Origin of the sequence: Burkholderia catarinensis (assembly GCF_001883705.2) — a bacterium.
In the GTDB taxonomy this organism is placed as follows: domain Bacteria; phylum Pseudomonadota; class Gammaproteobacteria; order Burkholderiales; family Burkholderiaceae; genus Burkholderia; species Burkholderia catarinensis.
Genome location: NZ_MDEQ02000002.1, coordinates 57,782 through 79,666, shown reverse-complemented (window position 1 = coordinate 79,666; position 21,885 = coordinate 57,782). Strand labels below are relative to the sequence as shown.

At 68.4% G+C, this 21,885-nt stretch carries 20 protein-coding genes and 1 pseudogene; 9 read left to right on the top strand and 12 right to left on the bottom strand.

Annotation, left to right across the window (positions count from 1 at the left end; genetic code table 11):
- Positions 1-139 precede the first annotated feature (139 nt).
- The 6 genes from BFF94_RS03525 to BFF94_RS03500 all read right to left on the bottom strand — a co-directional run bounded on the left by BFF94_RS03525 (position 140) and on the right by BFF94_RS03500 (position 5,824).
- Positions 140-1,144: an aldo/keto reductase gene (locus BFF94_RS03525; RefSeq protein WP_128845611.1), complete on the bottom strand. Its 1,005-nt coding sequence runs from the start codon at positions 1,142-1,144 to the stop codon at positions 140-142.
- A 28-nt stretch (positions 1,145-1,172) separates the two neighbouring features.
- The gene (locus BFF94_RS03520) at positions 1,173-2,288 is read right to left on the bottom strand and encodes an alkene reductase (protein ID WP_219138995.1); all 1,116 of its coding nucleotides are present in this window, start codon (positions 2,286-2,288) and stop codon (positions 1,173-1,175) included.
- 84 nt (positions 2,289-2,372) lie between these two features.
- Positions 2,373-3,179: a 2,5-didehydrogluconate reductase DkgB gene (dkgB, locus tag BFF94_RS03515; protein WP_128845609.1), complete on the bottom strand. Its 807-nt coding sequence runs from the start codon at positions 3,177-3,179 to the stop codon at positions 2,373-2,375.
- Between the two features lie 104 nt (positions 3,180-3,283).
- Entirely contained in the window at positions 3,284-4,255 is a 972-nt protein-coding gene (locus tag BFF94_RS03510) for an LLM class oxidoreductase (protein WP_219138994.1), read from the bottom strand.
- 13 nt (positions 4,256-4,268) lie between these two features.
- Entirely contained in the window at positions 4,269-4,592 is a 324-nt protein-coding gene (locus BFF94_RS03505; protein WP_128845605.1) for a MoaF-related domain-containing protein, read from the bottom strand.
- 29 nt (positions 4,593-4,621) lie between these two features.
- Positions 4,622-5,824, bottom strand: coding sequence for an MFS transporter (locus BFF94_RS03500; protein WP_219138993.1), 1,203 nt, complete (start codon positions 5,822-5,824; stop codon positions 4,622-4,624).
- Between the two features lie 111 nt (positions 5,825-5,935).
- Here BFF94_RS03500 and BFF94_RS03495 point away from each other — a divergent pair, with 111 nt between their 5' ends.
- Entirely contained in the window at positions 5,936-6,877 is a 942-nt protein-coding gene (locus BFF94_RS03495; protein ID WP_128845603.1) for a LysR family transcriptional regulator, read from the top strand.
- Between the two features lie 81 nt (positions 6,878-6,958).
- Here BFF94_RS03495 and zwf read toward each other — a convergent pair whose 3' ends face one another.
- Positions 6,959-8,434, bottom strand: a complete 1,476-nt coding sequence (zwf, locus tag BFF94_RS03490) for a glucose-6-phosphate dehydrogenase (protein ID WP_128845601.1) — start codon at positions 8,432-8,434, stop codon at positions 6,959-6,961.
- A gap of 202 nt (positions 8,435-8,636) precedes the next feature.
- Here zwf and BFF94_RS03485 point away from each other — a divergent pair, with 202 nt between their 5' ends.
- Complete coding sequence (locus BFF94_RS03485; protein ID WP_128845598.1) at positions 8,637-9,215, top strand: TetR/AcrR family transcriptional regulator; 579 nt, start codon at positions 8,637-8,639, stop codon at positions 9,213-9,215.
- 187 nt (positions 9,216-9,402) lie between these two features.
- A complete protein-coding gene (locus BFF94_RS03480; RefSeq protein ID WP_128845595.1) occupies positions 9,403-10,284 on the top strand; it encodes an SDR family NAD(P)-dependent oxidoreductase in 882 nt (293 codons plus the stop codon).
- A 329-nt stretch (positions 10,285-10,613) separates the two neighbouring features.
- Here the strand turns inward: BFF94_RS03480 and BFF94_RS03475 are convergent, their stop codons facing one another.
- The 3 genes from BFF94_RS03475 to acuR form a co-directional block, all read right to left on the bottom strand.
- Positions 10,614-11,192 carry a peroxidase-related enzyme gene (locus BFF94_RS03475; protein ID WP_128845593.1) on the bottom strand — a complete coding sequence of 193 codons (579 nt, stop codon included), beginning with the start codon at positions 11,190-11,192 and terminating at the stop codon, positions 10,614-10,616.
- A 91-nt stretch (positions 11,193-11,283) separates the two neighbouring features.
- Positions 11,284-12,267 carry an acrylyl-CoA reductase (NADPH) gene (gene acuI, locus BFF94_RS03470; protein WP_128845590.1) on the bottom strand — a complete coding sequence of 328 codons (984 nt, stop codon included), beginning with the start codon at positions 12,265-12,267 and terminating at the stop codon, positions 11,284-11,286.
- Positions 12,268-12,313: 46 nt separating this feature from the next.
- Positions 12,314-12,952 carry an acrylate utilization transcriptional regulator AcuR gene (gene acuR, locus BFF94_RS03465; RefSeq protein ID WP_128845587.1) on the bottom strand — a complete coding sequence of 213 codons (639 nt, stop codon included), beginning with the start codon at positions 12,950-12,952 and terminating at the stop codon, positions 12,314-12,316.
- A 233-nt stretch (positions 12,953-13,185) separates the two neighbouring features.
- Between acuR and BFF94_RS03460 the strand changes: the two genes are divergently transcribed.
- A complete protein-coding gene (locus tag BFF94_RS03460; RefSeq protein ID WP_128845582.1) occupies positions 13,186-14,376 on the top strand; it encodes a M20 aminoacylase family protein in 1,191 nt (396 codons plus the stop codon).
- A 56-nt stretch (positions 14,377-14,432) separates the two neighbouring features.
- Positions 14,433-15,773 (top strand): MFS transporter, encoded by a 1,341-nt coding sequence (locus BFF94_RS03455; protein WP_219138992.1) that lies wholly within the window; start codon positions 14,433-14,435, stop codon positions 15,771-15,773.
- A 35-nt stretch (positions 15,774-15,808) separates the two neighbouring features.
- Here BFF94_RS03455 and BFF94_RS03450 read toward each other — a convergent pair whose 3' ends face one another.
- Positions 15,809-16,729: a LysR family transcriptional regulator gene (locus BFF94_RS03450; protein ID WP_128845579.1), complete on the bottom strand. Its 921-nt coding sequence runs from the start codon at positions 16,727-16,729 to the stop codon at positions 15,809-15,811.
- A gap of 136 nt (positions 16,730-16,865) precedes the next feature.
- Between BFF94_RS03450 and BFF94_RS03445 the strand changes: the two genes are divergently transcribed.
- The 3 genes and pseudogenes from BFF94_RS03445 to BFF94_RS03435 all read left to right on the top strand — a co-directional run.
- Positions 16,866-17,639, top strand: a complete 774-nt coding sequence (locus BFF94_RS03445) for a transporter substrate-binding domain-containing protein (RefSeq protein WP_128845577.1) — start codon at positions 16,866-16,868, stop codon at positions 17,637-17,639.
- A 46-nt stretch (positions 17,640-17,685) separates the two neighbouring features.
- On the top strand, positions 17,686-18,801 hold the full coding sequence (locus BFF94_RS03440; RefSeq protein WP_128845574.1) for a succinylglutamate desuccinylase/aspartoacylase family protein: 1,116 nt from the start codon (positions 17,686-17,688) through the stop codon (positions 18,799-18,801).
- A gap of 115 nt (positions 18,802-18,916) precedes the next feature.
- Positions 18,917-19,360 (top strand): annotated as a pseudogene (locus BFF94_RS03435) (DUF1016 N-terminal domain-containing protein); the annotation flags it as partial.
- Positions 19,361-19,597: 237 nt separating this feature from the next.
- Here BFF94_RS03435 and BFF94_RS03430 read toward each other — a convergent pair.
- On the bottom strand, positions 19,598-20,386 hold the full coding sequence (locus tag BFF94_RS03430) for an IclR family transcriptional regulator (RefSeq protein ID WP_162285562.1): 789 nt from the start codon (positions 20,384-20,386) through the stop codon (positions 19,598-19,600).
- A 227-nt stretch (positions 20,387-20,613) separates the two neighbouring features.
- On the opposite strand from BFF94_RS03430, the gene pcaF reads away from it, so the two are divergent.
- Positions 20,614-21,816, top strand: a complete 1,203-nt coding sequence (gene pcaF / locus BFF94_RS03425) for a 3-oxoadipyl-CoA thiolase (protein WP_219138991.1) — start codon at positions 20,614-20,616, stop codon at positions 21,814-21,816.
- Positions 21,817-21,885: the final 69 nt, after the last annotated feature.

The following is a 21,885-nucleotide window of genomic DNA, read 5'->3' as shown; positions in this document are numbered from 1 at the left end:
CGGGTGGCAATCGTGCGGAGCGGATCCGGTAAACGTTAGACGCCGATCGCGGGGGCGGCAATTGGGAAATTGCAATCGCGACGATAGCCGCCGCGATTGCAACGGGGCGCGCGGCCCCATGCCGCAGCGCAACCCCGGCTCAACCCGCGCCTGCCGGCGTGGGCGCGTGCGTGGCAATCAGGTGTTCGGCCTTCAGCGCATCCCACAGTTCAGCCGGGATCGGCGCTGCCGCGAGACGCAGGTTTTCGTCGATGCGATCGGGCCGGCTCGCGCCGGGGATCGCGGCCGCGACGGCCGGGTGCGCGAGCGAGAATTGCAGTGCCGCCGCGCGGACATCGACGCCGAAACGTTCGCTGATCCGGCGGATGCGCGCGACGCGGTCGAGCGTTGCCTGCGTGGCCGGCTGGTACTCGAAATGCGTTCCGCCCGCCAGCACGCCCGAGTTGTACGGGCCGCCGACGATGATCCCGAGACCACGCGCGACGCTTTCCGGCATCAGCCGTTCGAGCGCGCCTGCGTGATCGAGCAGCGTATAGCGCCCGGCGAGCAGGAAGCCGTCGGGATCCGAGCGCTCGAGCGCGAGTTCGCACGGCTCGACGCGGTTCACGCCGAGGCCCCAGCCCTGGATGACCTTCTCGTCGCGCAGCCGCGTGAGCGCGCGGGCCGCACCCGACATCGCGACGTCGAACACGTCGCGCCACGCGTCGCCGTGAAAATCGACGGCCGGGTCGTGAATCCACACGGTGTCGAGCCGGTCGGTGCGCAGCCGCTTGAGGCTCGCGTCGATCGAACGCAGCGTGCCGTCTTCGGTGTAGTCGTAGACGATCCTGTTCGGCAGCCCGTGGCGGAACAGGCCGCCCTTTTCGCCGAGGTCGCGTTGCGACGCGTCCTCGTGTTCGTCGAGGACGAGCCGGCCGACCTTGGTGCCGAGCGAATACGCGTCGCGCGGACGGCCCGCGAGCGCTTCGCCGAGGCGCAGCTCGGCGAGGCCGGCGCCGTACAGCGGCGCGGCGTCGAAGTAGCGGATGCCGCTTTCCCAGGCCGCGTCGACCGTGGCCAGCGCTTCTTCGTTCGGGATGTCCCGATACATGTTGCCCAGCGGCGCGGTGCCGAAACCCAGGCGGGAAGGGAGCGTGATTCTCATGGGCAGTCTCGGGTATGCCGGCGCCGGCTCAGGCCGCGGCCTGGGCGAGCGTCGGGTAGTCGGTCAGGCCGCGCTCGCCGCCGCCGAACAGCGTGTTGCGGTCGTGCGTCGCAAGCGCGGTGCCGGTGCGCAGGCGCTCGGGCAGGTCGGGGTTCGCGACGAACGGGCGGCCGAATGCGACGAGGTCGGCCCATCCCGCGGCGATCGCCTCGCGTGCGCGTTCGGCGGTGTACGCGCCGGCGTAGATCAGCACGCCCGGGTACGCGGCGCGCAGTTGCTGCTTGAATTCGACCGGCATCAGCGGCGCGTCGTCCCAGTCGGCTTCCGCGATGTGCAGGTAGCCGACGCCGAGTTCGCCGAGCAGCTTCGCGGCGGCGAGATAGGTCGTTTCCGGATCGTCGTCGACGCAGCCGTTCAGCGTGGTCAGCGGCGCGAGGCGGATGCCGACGCGCGATGCGTCGCCGGTGCCGTCGATCAGCGCCTGCGCGACTTCGCGCAGGAAGCGCAGCCGGTTGTCCAGCGAGCCGCCATACGCGTCGGTGCGCGTGTTCGCGTTCGAGTCGATGAACTGGTTCACGAGGTAGCCGTTCGCGCCGTGCAGCTCGACGCCGTCGAAGCCGGCCTCGATCGCGTTGCGGGCGGCGGCCCGGTATTGATCGACGATCTCGCGGATCTCGTCGATCGTCAGCGCGCGCGGCTCGGACGCCTGCACGAAGCCCGGCGTGCTGCCGTCCTCACCGGCGACGAACACGTTCACGCCCTTCGCCTGGAGCGGCGACGACGATACCGGCTGCCGGCCGCCGAGCAGGCTCGTGTGGCTCAGCCGGCCGACGTGCCAGAGCTGCGCGAAGATCCGGCCGTGCGCGGCATGCACGGCGTCCGTCACCTTGCGCCAGCCGGCGACCTGCGACGGCGTGTGAATGCCGGGCGTCCACGCGTAGCCCTTGCCGAGCGGCGCGATATAGGTGCCTTCGCTGACGATCAGGCCCGCGCTCGCACGCTGCGCGTAATACGCGGCCATCAGTTCGTTGGCTTCGTCGCCGGGCTGGCTGGCGCGCGAACGCGTCATCGGCGGCATCACGATGCGGTTCGGCAGCGTCAGCGCGCCGAGTCGCAGCGGTTGAAAAAGCGGGTCCTGGGTCATGGTGGTGTCCTGTCGGTGCCGCGGCCTTCGGGCTACGGCGGATCAAATGGCGAGTGGCGAGTGCCGGGGTGGCGGCCGGCGCGCTTAGTCCCACTTCGGCGCGAGGCCGGCCGGGTCGACTTCGCGGCCGTTGCGCTCGAGCGCGGCGATCTGCGCCATGTCTTCGTCGGTCAGGCGCAGCGTCTGCGCGAGCAGGTTGCTCGCGAGGTTCTCGCGCTTCGTCGACGACGGAATGACCGAGTAGCCGAGCCGCAGCGCCCACGCGAGCGCGACCTGTGCGGGCGTCGCATCGTGACGCTGCGCGATCGCGCCGATCACCGGATCGCCGAGCACCTTGCCGTACGCGAGCGTCATGTACGACGTGACGTGGATGCCTTCGCCGTTCAGGAATTCGACGAGCTTGCGGTTCTGCAGGTACGGGCTCAGTTCGATCTGGTTCGTCGCGATCGCGTCCTTGCCGACCGCGGCGATCGCCTGCTTCGTCAGTTCGATGTTGAAGTTCGAGATGCCGATCCGGCGCGTCAGGCCCTGCGCCTTCGCATCGGCGAGCGCGGTCATGAACGTGTCGAGCGCGACGCCGTTGTCGGGGGCCGGCCAGTGGATCAGCGTCAGGTCGACGTGGTCGGTGCGCAGTTTGCGCAGGCTTTCCTCGAGGCTCGGCACGAGCTTTTCCGGCGCGTAGTTGTCGACCCAGATCTTGGTGGTCAGGAACAGCTCGTCGCGGCGCACGCCCGACGCGGCGATCGCTGCGCCGACTTCGGCTTCGTTGCCGTAGATCTGCGCGGTGTCGATCGCGCGGTAGCCGAGTTCGAGGCCGTTGCGGACCGAGTCGATGACGACCTGGCCCTGCAGGCGGAAGGTGCCGAGGCCGAATGCGGGAATCTTGCTCATCGTGTGCTCCTGGGAAAGTGGAACGGTTTCGAGACGGAGGTCATTCTGGCGCGGGATACTGATGAAATAAACGCCGTTACCGGTCAAAAATATTTGATTCGAAATCAAGTATCGGAAGCGGCTTCCGCTGTCCGTCCAACGCGTGCTTGTGCGCGGTCGTGGAATGCCGGCAGCACGTCCGATGCGATCTCGGCCAGCGTTTCGTCGAGCGGGCGGCGGTTGCGCCGGAAATGCAGGCCGATGTGCCGTACGCCCGCGTCGCGCATCGCCGCGAGCTCCTCGGCCAGCGCGAGGCGTCCCGCGCGTGCGCCGAAGCGGTGCCGCTGCAGCGGTTCGTGCGGGTCTTCCGCGAGGTCGAGGTGGATGAAGCTCACGTACGGCTTGTCGCCGGCCACCGCGCGCCAGTTCGCGGCGCGCTGCCGGTGGTCGTCGGGCGTGCCCGGATACGCGAGGCAGCCGTCCATGTGCGCGCCGATCCACGCGGGCGTCTGCTGCGCGAGACCCGCGACGAGCAGCGGCACCGGCGTGCGTGCGGCGGGCAGCACGTCGAGGCCGGGCGGCAGGTGCCCGCGCGCGCCGTCGCGCAGCAGCGCGACCTGGTCGCGGAAATTCGCGCCGCGCGAGGCGAAGTCGCGGCCGAACAGCGGATATTCGACCGGCCGGTCGCCGCTCGCGACGCCGAGCAGCAGGCGGCCGCCGCTCAGTTCCTGGATCGTCGCGGCCGATTTCAGCGTCAGCAGCGGCTCGCGCAGCGGCAGCACGACGGCCGCGGTGCCGAGCAGGATGTCGCGCGTGACGCCGGCGAGGTAGCCGAGATACGAGAAGGTTTCGAACACCTGCGCGGCGTCGCCGAACGACGGGTCGTACAGCGGCACGTCGCGCACCCAGAGCGCGCGGAAGCCGAGCGTGTCGGCCAGTTGCGCGAGCTCCGCGTGGATTTCGAGGTCGGGCACGCCGGGGCGGCGGCCGTCACGCTGGCGCTTCGCGTCGCCGGCCGGCGACCAGTCGTTGTCGAGCGGCAGTTCGATGCCGACGCTGAAGCCGCCGGCAGTCAGCTTGTCGAGTGAGGTGGGCATGATCGGGCTCCGTTCAGACCGCGCGCAGGCTGCCTTCGAGCCGATGGAAATCGAGCGACGACGCGGTGAAGAACGAGCGCGACGTGCCGGCGGCGAAATCGTCGATGTGCACGACCGTCGCGCGGTCGGCTTCCTGCCACGAGATCGCGTAGGTGTCGCCGGCGACGTGCTGCCATGTACAGGCGACTTCGCCCTTCGCGCCGGCATACGGGCCTTCGGTGATCTCGTAGCGCAGGTGGAGGCCGTCGTCGTCATACGCGTTGAGCGCGGTGAGGCCGTCGTAACGGACTTCGAAAGTCCTGCCGGCGAACGGCGGACGTGGGGTCGATGCGTTCATGCTGATGGGTTCCTGCAGAAAAGTGGCGCTCAGTGCGCGAGTTCGACGGGTTCGGCCGTGCGTTCCGGCAGGCCGTGGCGGCGGTCGAGACGGCCGCTCAGCGCGGTGAGCGTGAACGCGCCGAGCGTGACGGCCGCGGCGATCCACGGCGTATGGCCGAGGCCGACGTTCGCGACGATCAGGCCGCCGAGCGCCGAGCCGCCCGCAACGCCGAGGTTGAACGCGGCGATGTTGAAGCCGGACGCGACGTCGGTGGCGTCGGGCGCGAAGTGGCGCGCCTGCTTGACGACGTACACCTGCAGGCCCGGCACGTTGCCGAACGCGACCGCGCCCCACGCGAGCATCGTCAGCACCGCGAGCCATTTGACGTGGATCGTGAAGGTCAGCGCGAGCAGCACGATCGCGAGCAGCAGGAAGATCCGCTTGAGCGCCTTCACGGGGCCGACGGCGTCCGCGAGCTTGCCGCCCCACACGTTGCCGAACGCGACCGACACGCCGTAGCCGACGAGCACGAGGCTGACCTGCGACGGCGTGAAGCCGGCGATCTGTTCGAGCAGCGGCGCCATGTACGTGAACGCGATCAGCGAGCCGCCGTAGCCGACGGCCGTCATCGCATAGACGAGCAGCAGGCGCGGCTGCGCAAGCACGCGGAACTGGCGGGCGAGCGGCGCGGGCGGCGTTTGCGGCAGCCCGCGCGGCACGAACGCGACCGCGCCGAGGAACGCGACGACGCCGAACAGCGCGACGACCAGGAATGTCGCGCGCCAGCCGAAGTGCTGGCCGATGAAGGTGCCGAGCGGAATGCCGGCGACGAACGCGACGGTCATCCCGCTGAACATCGTCGCGATCGCGCTGGCGGCCTTGTCCTTCGGCACGAGCGTGGTCGCGATGATCGAGCCGACGGAGAAGAACACGCCGTGCGCGAGGCCGGTGAGCACGCGCGCGACGATCAGCGATTCGTAGCCCGGCGCCTGCCACGCGACGAGGTTGCCGACGGTGAAGAGCGCCATCAGCGCGGCGAGCAGCGTCTTGCGCGGCACGCGGCCGGTGAGCGCGGTGAGGAGCGGCGCGCCGATCGCGACGCTCAGCGCGTAGAGGCTGACGAGCAGGCCGGCGGACGGCAGGCTGACGCCGAGGTCGGCGCCGATCGTCGGGATCAGCCCGACGATCACGAATTCGGTGGTGCCGATGGCAAAGGCGCTGATGGTCAGCGCAAGCAGGGCGAGTGGCATGACGGATGCTCCAGGGTCCGGTGAGGATGGAGCGCAGTGTGCCGCCTTTACTTTTGCTGAAAAACAGGTCTATAAACCAAATTGTTTTGATTTCAGATCAAGAATGCCGCAATGAAGATCACACTCGACGAACTCCAGGCCTTTGCCGCCGTGGTGGACTCCGGTTCGATTACCGCCGCCGCGCAGCAGCTCGACCTCACCGTGTCGGCGACGAGCCGCACGCTCGCGCGGCTCGAGGAGAAGCTGAAGACCACGCTGCTGCGCCGGACCACGCGCCGGCTCGAACTGACCGAGGAAGGGCGCGCGTTCCTGCAGAACGCGCGCGCGATCATCGAATCGGTCGAGAACGCGGAGGAACAGATGCTCGCGCGGCGCGAGATGCCGTCGGGGCGGCTGCGCGTCGACGCGGCGACGCCGTTCATGCTGCACGTGATCGTGCCGCTCGTGCGCGGCTATCGCGAACGCTTTCCGAAAGTCGAGCTGGAGCTGAACAGCAACGAGGGCATCATCGACCTGCTGGAGCGGCGCACCGACGTCGCGTTCCGGATCGGCCGGTTGAAGGATTCGACGCTGCACAGCCGGCGCATCGGCAACAGCCGGCTGCGCATCCTCGCGAGCCCCGCGTATGTCGAGGCGCACGGCCAGCCGCGCAAGGTCGAGGATCTGGACAAGCACACGCTGCTCGGCTTCACGCAGCCCGAATCGCTGAACGTGTGGCCGATCCTCGGCGCCGACGGCGAGCCGTGCCGCATCGAGCCGGGCATCTGGTCGTCGAGCGGCGAGACGCTGCGGCAGCTCGCGCTGGACGGCGCGGGCATCGTCTGCCTGTCGGATTTCATGACCGCGCAGGATCGCGACGCGGGGCGGCTCGTGCAGGTGCTCGCGCGCCAGACGCTCGATGTCGAGCAGCCGATCCATGCGGTGTACTACCGCAATACCGCGATCTCGTCGCGGATCGCGTCGTTCGTCGACTACCTGATCGAGGTGCTGGGCGGCGGCAGCGGCGGCGATGCGCCGGCGCGGCGCAAGGCCGCGTGGATGGGGCCGCTGTAACGGCAGGCCCGCAGGGAAAGCGGGGCGGGCGCGCCCCGATTGGCCCGGCGTGCCGCGCGGCGGCACGCCGTCGTGTGGCGGTTACGCTTCTTCCGACCAGGACATCCCGTCGCGCGCGAGCAGCGCCGACGAGGCCGCGGGCCCGAACGTGCCGGCCGTGTACAGGCGCGGCCGGTCGCCGAGCTGCTTCCAGCCGTCGAGGATCGGCTCGACCCACGACCATGCGGCTTCGAGCTCGTCGCGGCGCATGAAGTGCGTGAGGCGGCCGCGGATCACGTCGATCAGCAGCCGTTCGTACGCTTCCGCGCGCCGCTCCGGAATCGCCTGCTGCAGGTCGAGGTTCAGGCTCACGGGCACCATGTTCATCCCGCTGCCCGGTTCCTTCGCGAGCATCTGCAGCTGGATCGACTCTTCCGGCTGGAGCTGGATCACGAGGCGGTTGCTGTAGTGGCGCGGGCCGCTCGGGATGATCGAGAACGGCATGTCCGCGAACTCGATCACGATTTCCGACTGGCGGCGCTGCAGCCGCTTGCCGGTGCGCAGGAAGAACGGCACGTTCGCCCAGCGCCAGTTGTTCAGGTGCGCGCGCAGCGCGACGAAGGTTTCCGCGCGGCTGTCCGCCGGCACGTTGTCTTCCTCGAGATAGCCCTTGACCGGCTGGCCGTCGACCGCGCCGGCCGTGTACTGGCCGCGCACCGTGTCGCGCGCGACATCCGACAGCGCCATCGGCCGCAGCGAGCGCAGCACCTTCAGCTTCTCGTCGCGCACCGCGTCCGGGTCGAGCGACACGGGCGGCTCCATCGCGACGATGCACAGCAGTTGCAGCAGGTGGTTCTGCACCATGTCGCGCAGCGCGCCGGTATGGTCGTAGAAGCCCGCGCGGCTGCCGACGCCGACCGTCTCCGCCACCGTGATCTGCACGCTGCGGATGCTCGGCGCCTGCCACAGCGGCCCGAAGATCGGGTTGCCGAAGCGCAGCACCATCAGGTTCTGCACGGTTTCCTTGCCGAGATAGTGGTCGATCCGATAGATCTGCGATTCCTCGAAGTGCTTGCCGACCGCATCGTTGATCGCCTTCGCGGACGCGAGATCGTGGCCCAGCGGTTTTTCGAGGACGACGCGCGAGCGAGTGTCGACGAGGCGCGCGGCCGACAGGTTGTCGCAGATCGTCGTGAACAGCTCCGGCGACGTCGACAGGTAGAACACGCGGATCGCGTCGCCGCGCGCCGCTTCGGCGAGTCGCAGGTAGTCGTCCGGCGCGTTCACGTCGATCAGCACGTACTTGAACAGGTCGAGGAAGCGGCTCCACGCTTCGGCGTCGAACGCCTTCTCGTCGATGAACGGGCGCGACTGCTCGTCCATGAACTTGCGATAGCCGTCGATGCCCCAGTCGCGGCGGCCGACGGCGATGATGCGCGTTTCGGGCGGAAGGTTGCAGTGCAGGTGCGCCATGTACAGCGCGGGCAACAGCTTGCGGGCGGCCAGGTCGCCGCCGCCGCCGAAGATGATCATGTCGACGGGCCGGTCGGCCGCGGTTTGGGTAGGCTGATTCGTCATGGGAGGTTCGCGGTTTGAAACGGTGAACGTGAAACGAACGTCGAGGGCATCGGGCGCCGGATGGCCGGTGCCGGTACGGCAAAACCCTTATAGTGCACGGTTTTGATGGATTGCGTATGCGTTCCCCCAGGATGTAACAGGGCTTGCATTCGTGGAGTCGGCTTGATTATGATTGAGCGCTCACTCATTAAAGGAATCGAACGTGGCCCGACCGCGCAGTCCCGACAAGCACGACGCCATCCTCGCCGCGGCCGCCCGGGCGCTCGCGGAGGACGGCGCGAGTGCGACCACCGCGCGCATCGCGCGGCTCGCCGGCGTCGCGGAAGGCACGGTGTTCACTTATTTCGAGACCAAGGATGCGCTGCTGAACGCGCTGTACCTGAGCCTGAAGGCCGACCTGCGCGACGCGATGATTACCGGGTTTCCGGAGCACGCGCCGGCCGAGCAGGCCATGCGGCATGTGTGGAACAGCTATGTGTCGTGGGGTATCGCGGATCCGCACGGGCAGCGCGCGCTGCGGCAACTCGAGGTGAGCGGCCGCATCGACGACGCGCATCGCGCGGCCGGCACCGAAGGCTTCGGCGCGATCACCGCGCTGCTGCGCGCGCAGAGTGCCGCCGCGGGCGGGCTCGACGCCGACGACGCGCATGCGTTCTGCACGGCGCTGTTCACGTCGATCGCGGAAACCGCGATGGAGTCGATCGCACGCGATCCGGCGCGGGCCGATGCGTACCGGGAAGCCGGGTTTCGCGCGTTGTGGGCCGTTTTGCACGCGGTGTGAGGCGGCGGCTGGCGTAGCGGCAAGTTGTAGAGAGATGAGCGGCGGCGCGTTCGGTGCGGGCGTCGCCGCGACGATGGAAGGCGGTTTCAGGCAGGGCGACGGACGGTGAAAACGACCGTTTGAGCGTCCATATTAATGAGTGAGTAATCATTCATTTTGGTGGTTTCAACTTTGTCGAGGAATGGAAATGTCGAAAGTCTGGCTGGTAACAGGGGCCGCGCGCGGCCTGGGGCGAGCGATTTCGGAAGCGGTGCTGGCGGCGGGCGACCGGCTGGTGGCCGGTGCGCGCGATCCCGCGCGGTTGGCCGATCTGGCCGAGCGTTACGGCGACCGTCTGCTGCCGGTCGCGCTTGACGTCACTGACGAAGCGGCGGCCGCGCAGGCCGTCGCGGCGGCACGCGAAGCGTTTGGCCGCATCGACGTGCTGGTGAACAACGCGGGCTACGGCCATACGGCGCCGTTCGAGCAGATGGGCGCGGGGGATTTCCGCGACCAGGTCGAAACGAACCTGTTCGGCGTGATCAACCTGACGCGCGCGGTGTTGCCGACGATGCGCGCGCAGCGTGCGGGGCACATCTTCCAGGTATCGTCGGTCGGCGGGCGCACGTCGACGCCCGGCCTGTCCGCGTATCAGGCGGCGAAGTGGGCGGTCGGCGGGTTCAGCGACGTGCTCGCGAAAGAGGTCGCGCCGTTCGGCGTGCGCGTGTGCACGCTCGAGCCGGGCGGGATGCGCACCGAATGGGCCGCGCAGGCGAAGCGCGACATCGACGGCCTGCTGCCCGACTATCAGCCGTCGGTCGGGAAGATTCTCGAACTGTTCGGCGCGTATAGCGGCCATGAAGTCGGCGATCCCGTACGGATCGCGGCGCTGATCGTCGAGCTGTCGCGCCGCGAGGATGTGCCGATGCGATTGCTGCTCGGCGGCGATGCGCTGTTCGTGTGCGAGCAGGCGGAGACGCAGCGCGCGGAAGAGGCCGCGCGGTGGCGCGACACGACGCTGTCCACGCAGTTCCCGGACGCGCAGCTGCCGGACGGGCTGGCGGCGTTGAAGGCGTGGAGTGAGCACTGACATCCGGTTTGCCGGCCGATGCCGGCGCGTTCGCGCAGGCGCCGGCCGGCAGCGCGCCGCTATCGGCGGCCGTGGTCCTTCGTCTCAGCCGGCCTGTTCCACCAGCGCCTGCAACGCATGCCCGGCTTTGACGATCGCCGCCTGAGCCGCGTCCGCGCCCTGCGCGACCGGCTCGCGGACGAGATCCGCTCGTTTCCGCACGGGACGCGCTGAGCGCCGGCAGCATCGGCCGCTTCGGCGAGCGCCTGCGCGCGCGTCCTCCGACGATCGCGCGGCCGAAGCGGGCGAGAACGTCGCGTCCCGCCCGCGTGACTGCACGGTGCGTGCGGTCAGCGCCCCAGCGCGTAGAACTCCGCATTGGGCCGCATGTTCGTCACGTTCGCGATGCGGTTGGACATGCCGAAGAAGGCCGAGATCGCCGCGATGTCCCAGATGTCTTCCTCGGTGAAACCATGCGAGCCGAGCGTGTCGAAGTCCGGCTCGCCGACCTGGTGTGCGGCCTGCGACACCTTCATCGCGAAGTCGAGCATCGCCTTCTGCCGGACGGTGAGGTCGGCCTTGCGGTAGTTGGTGGCGACCTGGTCGGCGATCAGCGGATCCTTCGCGCGAACACGCAGGATCGCGCCATGCGCAATCACGCAGTACTGGCACTGGTTCACGGCGCTGGTGGCCACGACGATCATTTCCCGTTCGGCCTTGCTCAGGTTGCCCGGCTTGTCCATCAGCGCGTCGTGGTACGCCATGAACGCGCGAAACTCGTCCGGGCGATGCGCGAGGGTCAGGAATACATTCGGGATGAAGCCCGACTTTTCCTGGACGGCCGCGATGCGTTCGCGAATGTCGTCGGGCAAGTCTTCAAGCGCGGGCACGGGAAAACGGCTGATGGGGGCGATGTCTGCAGCGGTCATGGATTCTCCTCGACAGCGTGGCACGGGCGATCGGTGCGCGAGCGGCCGGGCCGAAAAAAGAAGTGGCGACGACGGGTTGCCGTCGCGATCTTCACGCGTTCACGTCTACGACGATGCGGCCGCGAACCTTGCCGTTCATCAGGTCCGCGGCAAGCGGGATGACATTGCTCAGGCCGACCTGGTGGCTGATGGCGCCCAGCTTGTCGACGTCGAGGTCGGACGCGAGCCGGCGCCATGCATCCAGACGCTCGGCGCGCGGGCACATGACGCTGTCGATCCCGACGAGCGTGACGCCGCGCAGGATGAACGGCGCGACGGTGGCGGGGAAGTCCATGCCGGCGGCCAGGCCGCAGGCCGTCACCACGCCACGGTAGCGCGTGGTCGCGCACACGTTGGCGAGCACGTGGCTGCCGGCCACGTCGACCGCGCCGGCCCATCGTTCCTTGCCGAGCGGCTTGCCGGGTTCGCTGAATTGCGCGCGATCCAGGATTTCCGCCGCGCCGAGCTGCCGCAGGTAGTCGGCATCGGCCGGGCGGCCCGTCACCGCGACGACCCGGTACCCGAGCCGCGCGAGAATGGCCGTGGCGACGCTGCCCACGCCGCCTGCGGCACCGGTCACTACGATCTCGCCGTCGTCGGGGCGCACGCCATGCCGTTCCAGCGCCATCACGCACAGCATCGCGGTGTAGCCGGCCGTGCCGATGGCCATTGCCTGTTGCGGCGAAAAGGCGGACGGCAGCGGCACCAGCCAGTCGCCGTCGACGCGGGCCTTCTGGGCCAGGCCGCCCCAGTGCGTTTCGCCGACGCCCCAGCCGTTGAGCACGACCTGGTCGCCGGGGCGGTAGTCGGCGTGCGTGCTCTCTTCGACTTCGCCGACCAGGTCGATGCCCGGCACCATCGGGAACTTGCGGACGACCGGGCTCTTGCCGGTGATCGCCAGCCCGTCCTTGTAGTTCAGCGTCGAGTAGCCCACCCGGATCGTCACGTTGCCCGCGGGCAACTGCGCGTCGTCCAGCGTCTGGAGCCGGGCGTGCTGGCCGGTTTCATGCCTGTCGATCACGATGCCTTGAAACATCTGCTCTCCTTTCTAGACTGATCGTCTAATTAATGGCAAAAAAAATTCAGCCGCGCGGCAGTCCATTGAAGAAAAACTGCGCGAACAGCGCGAGCGGCATGTCGCTGCGCTCCAGCTTGGCGCGCAGCACGGCGCCTTCCCAGCCGATCCAGAAGAACGCGGCCAGCTCGGCAGGTTCGGCCGAATCGGCCAGCTCGCCGGCCTGTTGCGCCGCGACCAGGCAATCGGCGAGGCGGCGTTGCCAGTCCTCGAACGTGGTGCGCAGGCGCGCGCGGAAACTTTCGGGCAGCGCGCCCATTTCCTGCCCGAGGTTGCCGATCAGACAGCCCCGGCTGTATGCGTAGCGGGCCATGCCGTCGCGGGCATCGTCGACGAACGCGCGCACACGTTGCAGCGGCGAGCGCTCCAGGTGGCTGAAATGACGGTCCAGCTTGCGTGCGAAGAAGTCGGCGTAGCGGTCGATCAGTTCGAGGCCGAACGCTTCCTTGCTGTCGAAGTAGTGATAGAAGGAGCCCTTGGGCACGCCGGCGCGCCCGAGGATCTCGTCGAGCCCGGTGGCCGAAAAGCCCTTTTCGGTGAGCACCTCAAGCCCCGTGCGCAACAGCATGTCCCGCGTGGCGACGAGGTCCTCGCGCTGCTTCGGTGGCCTGCCGCGACGGCGAGGCGGATCAGTTCGAACGTCCATGCGCGAATAATAGACCGTTCGTCTCAAAAATCAATGGCCCGCATGCCGATCGCGTCGGGCGGAACGTCGGACGATGTCGGTCCGGCAGCCGCTGCCCGTATTAACCCTGATTAAAAAACCTTATCACGGTGAAAAATTCCGCATCTTATTGAACCGATATCGGCTCGATATAGTGGCTCGCTTTCCCGCACGCGCCCCCCAGCCGTGCGCAGACAAACAGCAGGAGCCTCTTGATGACCACCGATACCCGATTCACCGAAATCGAGGATCTGATGCCCGCCGCCGGCGGGCTGCGCGAGATCCGTCACCACATCCATCACCATCCCGAACTTGCGTACGAGGAGCACGACACGGCCGCGCTCGTCGCGGACAAGCTCGAGGAATGGGGCTGGCAGGTGACGCGCGGGGTTGGCAAGACGGGCGTCGTCGGCACGCTGCGCGCGGGCGACGGCACGCGCAGCATCGGCATTCGCGCCGATATGGATGCGCTGCCGATCGTCGAGGCGACGGGGCTGCCGTATGCGAGCGGCACGCACGGCAAGATGCATGCGTGCGGCCACGACGGCCACACGACGATGCTGCTCGGCGCCGCGCAGCATCTCGCGAAGACGCGCAATTTCTCCGGCACCGTGCACCTGTATTTCCAGCCGGCGGAAGAGCACGGCGTCGACAGCGGCGCGAAGAAGATGATCGACGACGGCCTGTTCGAGCGCTTCCCGTGCGATGCCGTGTTCGGCATGCACAACCATCCGGGCGCGGCGCCGGGCGTGTTCCTCACGCGGCGCGGCCCGTTCATGTCGGCCGGCGACAAGGCGATCATCACGATCGAAGGCGTCGGCGGCCACGCGGCGCGGCCGCATCTGACGGTCGATCCGGTGGTCGTCGCGGCGAGCATCGTGATGGCGCTGCAGACGATCGTCGCGCGCAACGTCGACCCGTCGCAGCCGGCGGTCGTCACGGTCGGCTCGATGCACGCGGGCACCGCGAACAACGTGATTCCGAACGGCGCGCGCCTCGAACTCAGCGTGCGCTCGTTCAGCCCCGAAGTACGCGCGCTGCTCAAGCGCCGCATCACCGAGCTAGCCGAAGCGCAGGCGGCAAGCTACGGTGCAACGGCCGATGTCGAGTACATCGAAGGCTACCCGGTCGTCGTCAATACGGATGCCGAAACGGATTTCGCCGCGCAGGTCGCGCGCGAACTCGTCGGCGACGCGCACGTGGTCGAGCAGACCGACCTGCTGATGGGCAGCGAGGATTTCGCGTTCATGCTGCAGCAGCGGCCGGGCTCGTTCGTGCGGCTCGGTAACGGCGAAGGCGAGGACGGCTGCATGGTGCACAACCCGAAATACGACTTCAACGATCGCAACCTGCCGATCGGCGCGGCGTTCTGGACGCGTCTCGTGGAGCGTTACCTCGGGCAGTGACCCAGGCGGCGGCGAGCGGCCGGCGCTTCCGGCCGCATTGAGAGGAGGTGATAACGATGCAGAAAGACCATCTCGCGCTGCACCCCGTGTCGGCGGGGGCCGCTGAAACCGACGCGCCCGGTGTACCCGGCACGCCCGCCGTCACGCGGCGCGGCGCGATCGCGGCGGCCGTGATCGGCAACTGGCTGGAATTCTTCGATTTCACCGTGTACGGCTTCTTCGCGGTGCTGATCGGCAAGCTGTTCTTCCCGTCGAGCGACCCGACCACGTCGCTGCTGCTGTCGGTCGCGACGTTCGCCGCCGGCTTCTTCACGCGGCCGCTCGGCAGCGTCGTGCTCGGCGTCTACGCGGACCGCAAGGGGCGCAAGGCCGCGCTGAACCTGACGATCATGCTGATGGCGCTCGGCACGGGCCTGATCGCGATCGCGCCGACGTATGCGCAGGCCGGCGTGGCCGCACCACTGCTCGTCGTGTTCGCGCGGCTGATGCAGGGCTTCTCGCAGGGCGGCGAATTCGGCGCGGCGACGTCGACGCTGCTCGAGCAGGGCGGCACGTCGCACCGCGCGTTCCGCGCGAGCTGGCAGCTCGCGACGCAGGGCGGCGCCGCGCTGATGGGCTCGGGCTTCGCGGCGCTGCTGTCGAACACGATGACGAAGGATGCGCTCGAAAGCTGGGGCTGGCGGCTGCCGTTCCTCGTCGGCGTGCTGATCGCGCCGGTCGGCATGTTTTTGCGCCGCCGGCTCGCGGACGATGCGCCCGCCGACAGCCATCACGGCATCGAGCGCGGCGTGCTGCACGAGCTGTTCTCGAAGCACACGCGCACGGTGCTGCTGCTGATGCTCACGGTGATGGGCGGCACGGTGTCGACCTACATCCTGACCTTCTACATGCCGACCTATGCGATCCACACGCTCGGGCTGCCGATGAAGCTGTCGATGTTCGTCGGCGTCGCATCGGGCTGCGTGATGCTGGTCACGTGCCCGCTGTTCGGCTGGCTGTCGGACAAGCTCGGCAGCCGGCGCCTGCCGATCTTCGTCGGCCGCGGCGTGCTGGTCGCGCTGCTGTTCCCGGCGTTCTGGCTGATGAACCATCATCCGACGCTGTCGGTGATCCTGCCGCTGACCGCGCTGCTGCTGCTGTTCTATTCGCTCGGCTCGGCATCGGAAATGGCGCTGATGTGCGAGTCGCTGCCGCGCCACGTGCGCGCGACGGGCATCTCGATCGCCTACGCGCTCGCGGTGACGATTTTCGGCGGCACCGCGCAGCTGATCGCGACCTGGCTCGTGAAGACGACCGGCAGCAAGCTCGCGCCGGCCGGCTACGTGGCGACGTGCGTGGTGCTGTCGCTGATCGCGGTCGCGATGCTGCGCGAGACGGCCCGGGAATCGCTGGACTGACGCGCGGCGTGGGCGGCACGAGCGGCATCAAGCGCTTACCGCCCGCGCACCATCCTCAGGTATGACGCGAGCATTGCCGCCAGTTCCTGTGCGGCCGGCGTCAGCGGCACGGCCGCGCGCTGCAGCAGGCAGACGTCCTGCGATTCGGCCTGCTCGCGCACGGGCACCTTCGCGAGCGCGCCGGCGAACGGCCCGTGCCGCGTCACGGCTTCGGTTTCGAGCGACAGGCAATCGGTCTGCGTGACGAGCTGCAGCGTCTCGAACATCCCTTCGACGGTCGCGAGAATCTTCGGCGGCGGCAGGCCGTGCGTGTCGAAGTACGCGAGCAGCCGGTTGACGACGGGATCGGCGCTCAGGTTCGGCGAGCGCGTGGATACCCACGCGTATTCGGCCAGTTCGGCGAGCGATTGCGCGTGCATCGCCGGATGCCCGTTGCGGCACACGACCACCGGCGCCGACGCACGCAGCGGCGTGACCGCGAGATCGGTCGTGTCGGTCTGTCTCGCGACGAGCGCGATCGAGAAATCGACCGCGCTTTCCCGCAGCCAGCCGATCATCATCCGCGACGTGCCGGTGCGCAGGTGCACGTCGACCTTGTCGAAGCGCGCGCGGAACGCGCTCAGCACGGGCGCGAACGCGTCGATCAGCGGTTCGGCTACAAGGCCGAGCGTGACGGTGCCTTCGTACGCGCCGCTCAGTTGCCGGATTTCCCGCTCGACCTGCTCGCATTCGCCGAGGATCGAGCCGGAGCGCGCGAGCAACCGCTGGCCGACGGCCGTCGGCACGATCCCGCGATTGGTGCGCGTGAACAGCGTCGCGCCGAGCGTTGCCTCGAGGCTTTGCAGTTGCTGCGTGACGCCGCTTTGCGCGAGATCGAGCGCGCGCGCCGCGGCGCGCAGGCTGCCGTGCTCGACGACGGCCTGGAAGATGCGGAGCTGGGAGAGCGTGAACGCCATGGGCAAGCACGGGGCCGGTGATCGGAAATACTGATCATGATAAGGCCGCGGGCGGTTCCGGCGGCGGCGCGTGCGCACTACGATCGCAGGCAGTCCGGCTCATGCCGTTTGCCCAACGTCCCGCTCCCGATCGACCATGAAACGCACCTTCATCCCGCTCGTTTCCCTGTGCCTTGCGTTCGCGGCCGGCGCCGCGCACGCGCTCGACGCGCGCCCGGTGCGCCTCGGCATCGATCCGACCTATCCGCCGATGGATTCGAAAGCGCCCGACGGCAGCCTGAAGGGCTTCGACGTCGATCTCGGCAACGAGATCTGCCGCCGCGCGCAGTTGCGCTGCCAGTGGGTCGAGCTCGAATTCTCCGGGATGATCCCGGCGCTGCAGGCACGCAAGATCGACGCGATCCTGTCGTCGATGGCGATCACCGGGAAGCGCGAGAAGCAGATCCTGTTCTCGTCGAAGCTGTTCCGCTTCAAGTCGCGGCTCGTCGCGCGGCCCGAGAGCGGCCTCGGCAGCACGGCCGCGTCGCTGGCAGGCAAGCGCGTCGGCGTGCAGTCGGGCACGCAGTTCGAATCGTGGGCGCTCGCGCACTGGGCGCCGGCCGGCATCGGCGTGGTGCCGTACAAGAGCCAGGACGACGTGTTCGCCGATCTCGTCAACGGCCGGCTCGACGCGGCGCTGCTCGGCACGGTGGAGGCCGACTACGGGTTCCTGCGCACGCCGAAGGGCAAGGGCTTCGCGTTCGTCGGCGCGCCGCTCGACATGGGCGATCGCGGCGTCGGCATCGGCATGCGGCAGTCGGATACCGCGCTCAAGGCATCGATCGACGGCGCGATCGCGTCGATGCTGAAGGACGGCACGTACGAACGGATCGCGAAGCGCTACTTCGATTTCAATCCGTACGGCGACTGAGCGGCGATCGTTCCGCTTCATCCATTCCCACCGTTCGAGATTCACGATGCAGATTCGCACCACGCCGCTCCTGTCGCCGTCGATCGGCACGCAGCGCACGCTGACGAGCTTTCATTTCGGGCCGGCCGATACCGGCCGCAAGATCTACCTGCAGGCCGCGCTGCATGCGGACGAGACGCCCGCGATGCTCGCGGCGTTCGTGCTGAAGCAGCGTCTCGCGCAGCTCGACGCCGAAGGCCGGCTCGCGGCCGAGATCGTGCTCGTGCCGGTGTCGAACCCGGTCGGCCTCAATCATCATTTGCTCGGGCAATTCATCGGCCGTTTCGACCTGGCGAGCGGACGCAACTTCAATCGCGGCTTCCTGCCGCTCGCGGAAATCGCCGCGCGCGCGCGCGAGCGGCTCGGCGACGACGGCGAACGCAATCGCGCGATCGTGCGCGAATGCGTCGGCGCGGCGCTCGACGATATCGCGCCGCGCACCGAATTCGATGCGCTGCAGCTCGCGCTGCTGCAGCTGTCGCACGACGCCGAGGTCGTGATCGACCTGCATTGCTCGCTCGAAGCGGTGATGCACGTGTACACGAGCGACACCGCATGGCCGGAGGTCGAACCGCTGGCGCGTTATCTCGGCTCGGAGGTGTCGCTGCTTGCCGAGGATTCGGGCGGCCACGCGTTCGACGATGCGCATCACCTGCTGTGGTCGCGGTTGCGGCAGCACTTGCCGGAAGGCACGCCGATGGCGGCCGGCACCGTGGCCGTGACGGTCGAGTGCCGCGGCCAGCGCGACGTGACGTATGAATACGCGGAACGCGATGCCGATGCGCTCGTCGCTTACCTCGTGTGGCGCGGCGCGGTGCAGGGCGCACCCGCGCCGCTGCCGCCGCTTGCCGCGCCGGCCACGCCGCTCGCGGGCAGCGAGCAGTTCTACGCGCCGGTGAGCGGGATACTCGTGCACCGCGCGGCGATCGGCGCGACGATTCGCGCCGGCGATCCGCTGTTCGACATCGTCGATCCGCTGACGGATACGATCACGACGATCTCGAGCGGCACCGACGGCGTGTTCTACATGCGCCGCGCGATCCGCTTCGTGACGGCCGGCGCGCCGCTCGGCCGCGTGACGGGCACGGTGCCGGTGCGAAAGGGGATGCTGCTCGGCGCGTGAGCGGTGTGGTGCCCTACAGGCGCAGCGCAATTTCGTTCGTGTCAGATAGACCGAGTCTTGCCCCATCACTAAATTGTGTTGCGCGGTCACCTCCGTGTTCCGCGGAGGTGACCGCATGGGCAACAGGACGCCTTCTATGACAACCGCGAAAAGATCTGTCGTGCCGGCCGGCTATGCCGGCGTCCATCGTGGCATTGTCGAATTGCTCGAGGCTGCACGCCATGCGGCGGCCCGCAAAGTCAATGCGCTGATGACGGCGAGTTATTGGGAAATTGGTCGCCGCATCGTGGAGGCCGAGCAGCAGGGGAGGCGGCGTGCAGGATACGGCGAGCAGTTGATCCAGCGATTGGCGAACGATCTCACTGGACGGTTCGGTCGCGGGTTCAGTCGCCAGAACTTGCAGCAGATGCGGTCGTTCTTCCTGACCTGGCCAATTCGCCAGACAGTGTCTGGCGATTCTTCCCTGGCACCGGTACATCCGAGGAGGCTCGACGAACTGGCGCAGTTCTTTACGCTGCCGTGGTCGGCCTACGTGCGACTGCTGTCGGTCAAGGACGACCAAGATTGGAGAACACGCGGCGCATGCTGGAGTCCCGCGTCAGACCGCTGCGGCGATAGCGGCGCGCTCCGATACGGCCGGCCGCGTTGGCCTGGCGGAGGGTGTCGATCCGCATCGGAACGACATCTTTGCCGGCGCGGTGCTGACGACGATACCGGGCGGCGGTGCCGCGCCGCCCATGTCGAAGAACCGGCGGGGCGGCAAGGCTTCATCGTCGCCGAGCGTGACGGCTTGCACTCACCCGCGCCTTGCAACCAGCTCCGACACCGTCTGCGCGGCCTGCTGCAGCGGCCCGAGAAACTCCTTCACCATCTGTTTCGCGGTATGCCGCTGCGCGTTGCCGCTGATGTTCATCGCCGCGATGATCTGCCCGCGCCGGTTGCGGATCGGCGCGGACAGCGACATCAGGCCCACTTCGAGTTCCTGGTCGACCACGGCCCAGCCTTGCTGGCGCACCTGCGCGATCGCCGCCTTCAGCTCGCCGAGGTCGGTGATCGTGCGCGGCGTATGCGCGCGGATGCCGCTTTGCGCGAGCGTTTCGTCGAGCGCCGCGTCGTCGAGCGCGGACAGCAGCACGCGGCCCATCGACGTGCAGTACGCGGGCAGCCGGCTGCCGATCGACAGGTTGATCGTCATGATCTTGCGGGTCGGCACGCGCAGCACGTAGACGATCTCGGTACGGTCGAGCACGGCCGCCGAGCAGCTTTCATGGATCTGCGCGGACAGTTGCTCCATCACCGGATCGGCGAGATTCCAGAACGGCATCGACGTCAGGTACGCGAAGCCGAGCTCGAGGATCTTCGGCGTGAGCCGGAACAGCCGGCCGTCGGCCTCGACGTAGCCGAGCGTCTGCAGCGTGAGCAGGATCCGGCGCGCGCCCGCGCGCGTGAGCCCGGTGACCGAAGCCACTTCGGTGAGCGTCTGCTCCGGGCGCGCCGCGTCGAAAGCGCGGATCACCGCGAGGCCGCGCGCGAACGACTGCACATAGGAGTCGCCGGGTTTCGTCTGAATGTCTTCGGTTGTCATGAGCGGTGGGAAAATCGTGCAGCCGAGAAGATAGCGCATGGGGCCTGACACGCCAACCGCCCGGCGGACCGGGCGCTTGACAGGTCGTCCCCGCACTCCCTATGATGCGTTGAACGTTCGATACACGATCTTATGTTCGTATATAGAACATTTAAGCGCATCCCGGCGGGCAATGCAAGGGGCGCGCCCTGTTCATTTCCCAGCCCTGGATGGGACCGGAGACACTGATGACCGAAGCTTTTCTGTGTGATGCGATCCGTACGCCGATCGGCCGTTACGGCGGTGCACTGTCCGGCGTGCGCGCCGACGACCTGGGCGCGGTGCCGCTCAAGGCGCTCGTCGAGCGCAACCGCGATGTCGACTGGACGGCGATCGACGACGTGATCTACGGCTGCGCGAACCAGGCCGGCGAGGACAACCGCAACGTCGCGCGCATGTCGGCGCTGCTGGCGGGCCTGCCGACCGACGTGCCGGGTTCGACGATCAACCGCCTGTGCGGTTCCGGGATGGATGCGGTCGGCGTGGCCGCGCGCGCGATCAAGTCGGGCGAGGCCGCGCTGATGGTCGCGGGCGGCGTCGAGAGCATGACGCGCGCGCCGTTCGTGATGGGCAAGGCCGCGAGCGCGTTCGCGCGCCAGGCCGACATCTTCGATACGACGATCGGCTGGCGCTTCGTCAATCCGCTGATGAAACAGCTGCACGGCGTCGATTCGATGCCGGAGACGGCCGAGAACGTCGCGGTCGACTACGGCATCAGCCGCGCCGACCAGGACCTGTTCGCGCTGCGCAGCCAGCAGAAGGCCGCGCGTGCGCAGCAGGACGGCACGCTCGCCGAGGAAATCGTCGCGGTCACGATTCCGCAAAAGAAGGGCGATCCGGTGGTCGTGTCGCGCGACGAGCATCCGCGCGAGACGTCGCTCGAAACGCTCGCGAAGCTGAAGGGCGTCGTGCGCCCGGACGGCTCGGTGACGGCCGGCAACGCGTCGGGCGTCAACGACGGTGCCGCCGCGCTGCTGCTCGCGAACGAGGCAACCGCGAAGCGCTTCGGCCTGACGCCGCGCGCACGCGTGCTGGGCATCGCGACGGCCGGCGTCGCGCCGCGCGTGATGGGCATCGGCCCCGCGCCGGCCACGCAGAAGCTGCTCGCGCGGCTCGGGATGACGATCGACCAGTTCGACGTGATCGAGCTGAACGAGGCGTTCGCGTCGCAAGGCCTCGCGGTGCTGCGCATGCTCGGCGTCGCCGATGACGATCCGCGGGTGAACCCGAACGGCGGCGCGATCGCACTGGGCCATCCGCTCGGCGCATCGGGCGCGCGTCTCGTGACGACCGCGATGTACCAGCTTCATCGCACGAACGGCCGCTTTGCGCTGTGCACGATGTGCATCGGCGTCGGCCAGGGCATCGCGATCGCGATCGAACGCGTCTGATCTGCGTCTCGCGGCGAAGCGGCAGAGCACGCGCCGCTTTGCTGCTTCACCGCTTCGCGGTTTCCGAAA

Bases quoted from the DNA above. Each gene is read 5' to 3' on its own strand.
- BFF94_RS03495 (WP_128845603.1), top strand. From the start codon at position 5,936: ATGAAGATCACACTCGACGAACTCCAGGCCTTTGCCGCCGTGGTGGAC.
- dkgB (WP_128845609.1), bottom strand. From the start codon at position 3,179: ATGAGCAAGATTCCCGCATTCGGCCTCGGCACCTTCCGCCTGCAGGGC.
- acuR (WP_128845587.1), bottom strand. From the start codon at position 12,952: ATGGACGTTCGAACTGATCCGCCTCGCCGTCGCGGCAGGCCACCGAAG.
- BFF94_RS03510 (WP_219138994.1), bottom strand. From the start codon at position 4,255: ATGCCCACCTCACTCGACAAGCTGACTGCCGGCGGCTTCAGCGTCGGC.
- BFF94_RS03445 (WP_128845577.1), top strand. From the start codon at position 16,866: ATGAAACGCACCTTCATCCCGCTCGTTTCCCTGTGCCTTGCGTTCGCG.
- pcaF (WP_219138991.1), top strand. From the start codon at position 20,614: ATGACCGAAGCTTTTCTGTGTGATGCGATCCGTACGCCGATCGGCCGT.
- BFF94_RS03500 (WP_219138993.1), bottom strand. From the start codon at position 5,824: ATGCCACTCGCCCTGCTTGCGCTGACCATCAGCGCCTTTGCCATCGGC.
- BFF94_RS03455 (WP_219138992.1), top strand. From the start codon at position 14,433: ATGCAGAAAGACCATCTCGCGCTGCACCCCGTGTCGGCGGGGGCCGCT.
- BFF94_RS03525 (WP_128845611.1), bottom strand. From the start codon at position 1,144: ATGAGAATCACGCTCCCTTCCCGCCTGGGTTTCGGCACCGCGCCGCTG.
- BFF94_RS03520 (WP_219138995.1), bottom strand. From the start codon at position 2,288: ATGACCCAGGACCCGCTTTTTCAACCGCTGCGACTCGGCGCGCTGACG.
- BFF94_RS03430 (WP_162285562.1), bottom strand. From the start codon at position 20,386: ATGACAACCGAAGACATTCAGACGAAACCCGGCGACTCCTATGTGCAG.
- acuI (WP_128845590.1), bottom strand. From the start codon at position 12,267: ATGTTTCAAGGCATCGTGATCGACAGGCATGAAACCGGCCAGCACGCC.
- BFF94_RS03480 (WP_128845595.1), top strand. From the start codon at position 9,403: ATGTCGAAAGTCTGGCTGGTAACAGGGGCCGCGCGCGGCCTGGGGCGA.
- BFF94_RS03505 (WP_128845605.1), bottom strand. From the start codon at position 4,592: ATGAACGCATCGACCCCACGTCCGCCGTTCGCCGGCAGGACTTTCGAA.
- BFF94_RS03450 (WP_128845579.1), bottom strand. From the start codon at position 16,729: ATGGCGTTCACGCTCTCCCAGCTCCGCATCTTCCAGGCCGTCGTCGAG.
- BFF94_RS03460 (WP_128845582.1), top strand. From the start codon at position 13,186: ATGACCACCGATACCCGATTCACCGAAATCGAGGATCTGATGCCCGCC.
- BFF94_RS03475 (WP_128845593.1), bottom strand. From the start codon at position 11,192: ATGACCGCTGCAGACATCGCCCCCATCAGCCGTTTTCCCGTGCCCGCG.
- BFF94_RS03440 (WP_128845574.1), top strand. From the start codon at position 17,686: ATGCAGATTCGCACCACGCCGCTCCTGTCGCCGTCGATCGGCACGCAG.
- zwf (WP_128845601.1), bottom strand. From the start codon at position 8,434: ATGACGAATCAGCCTACCCAAACCGCGGCCGACCGGCCCGTCGACATG.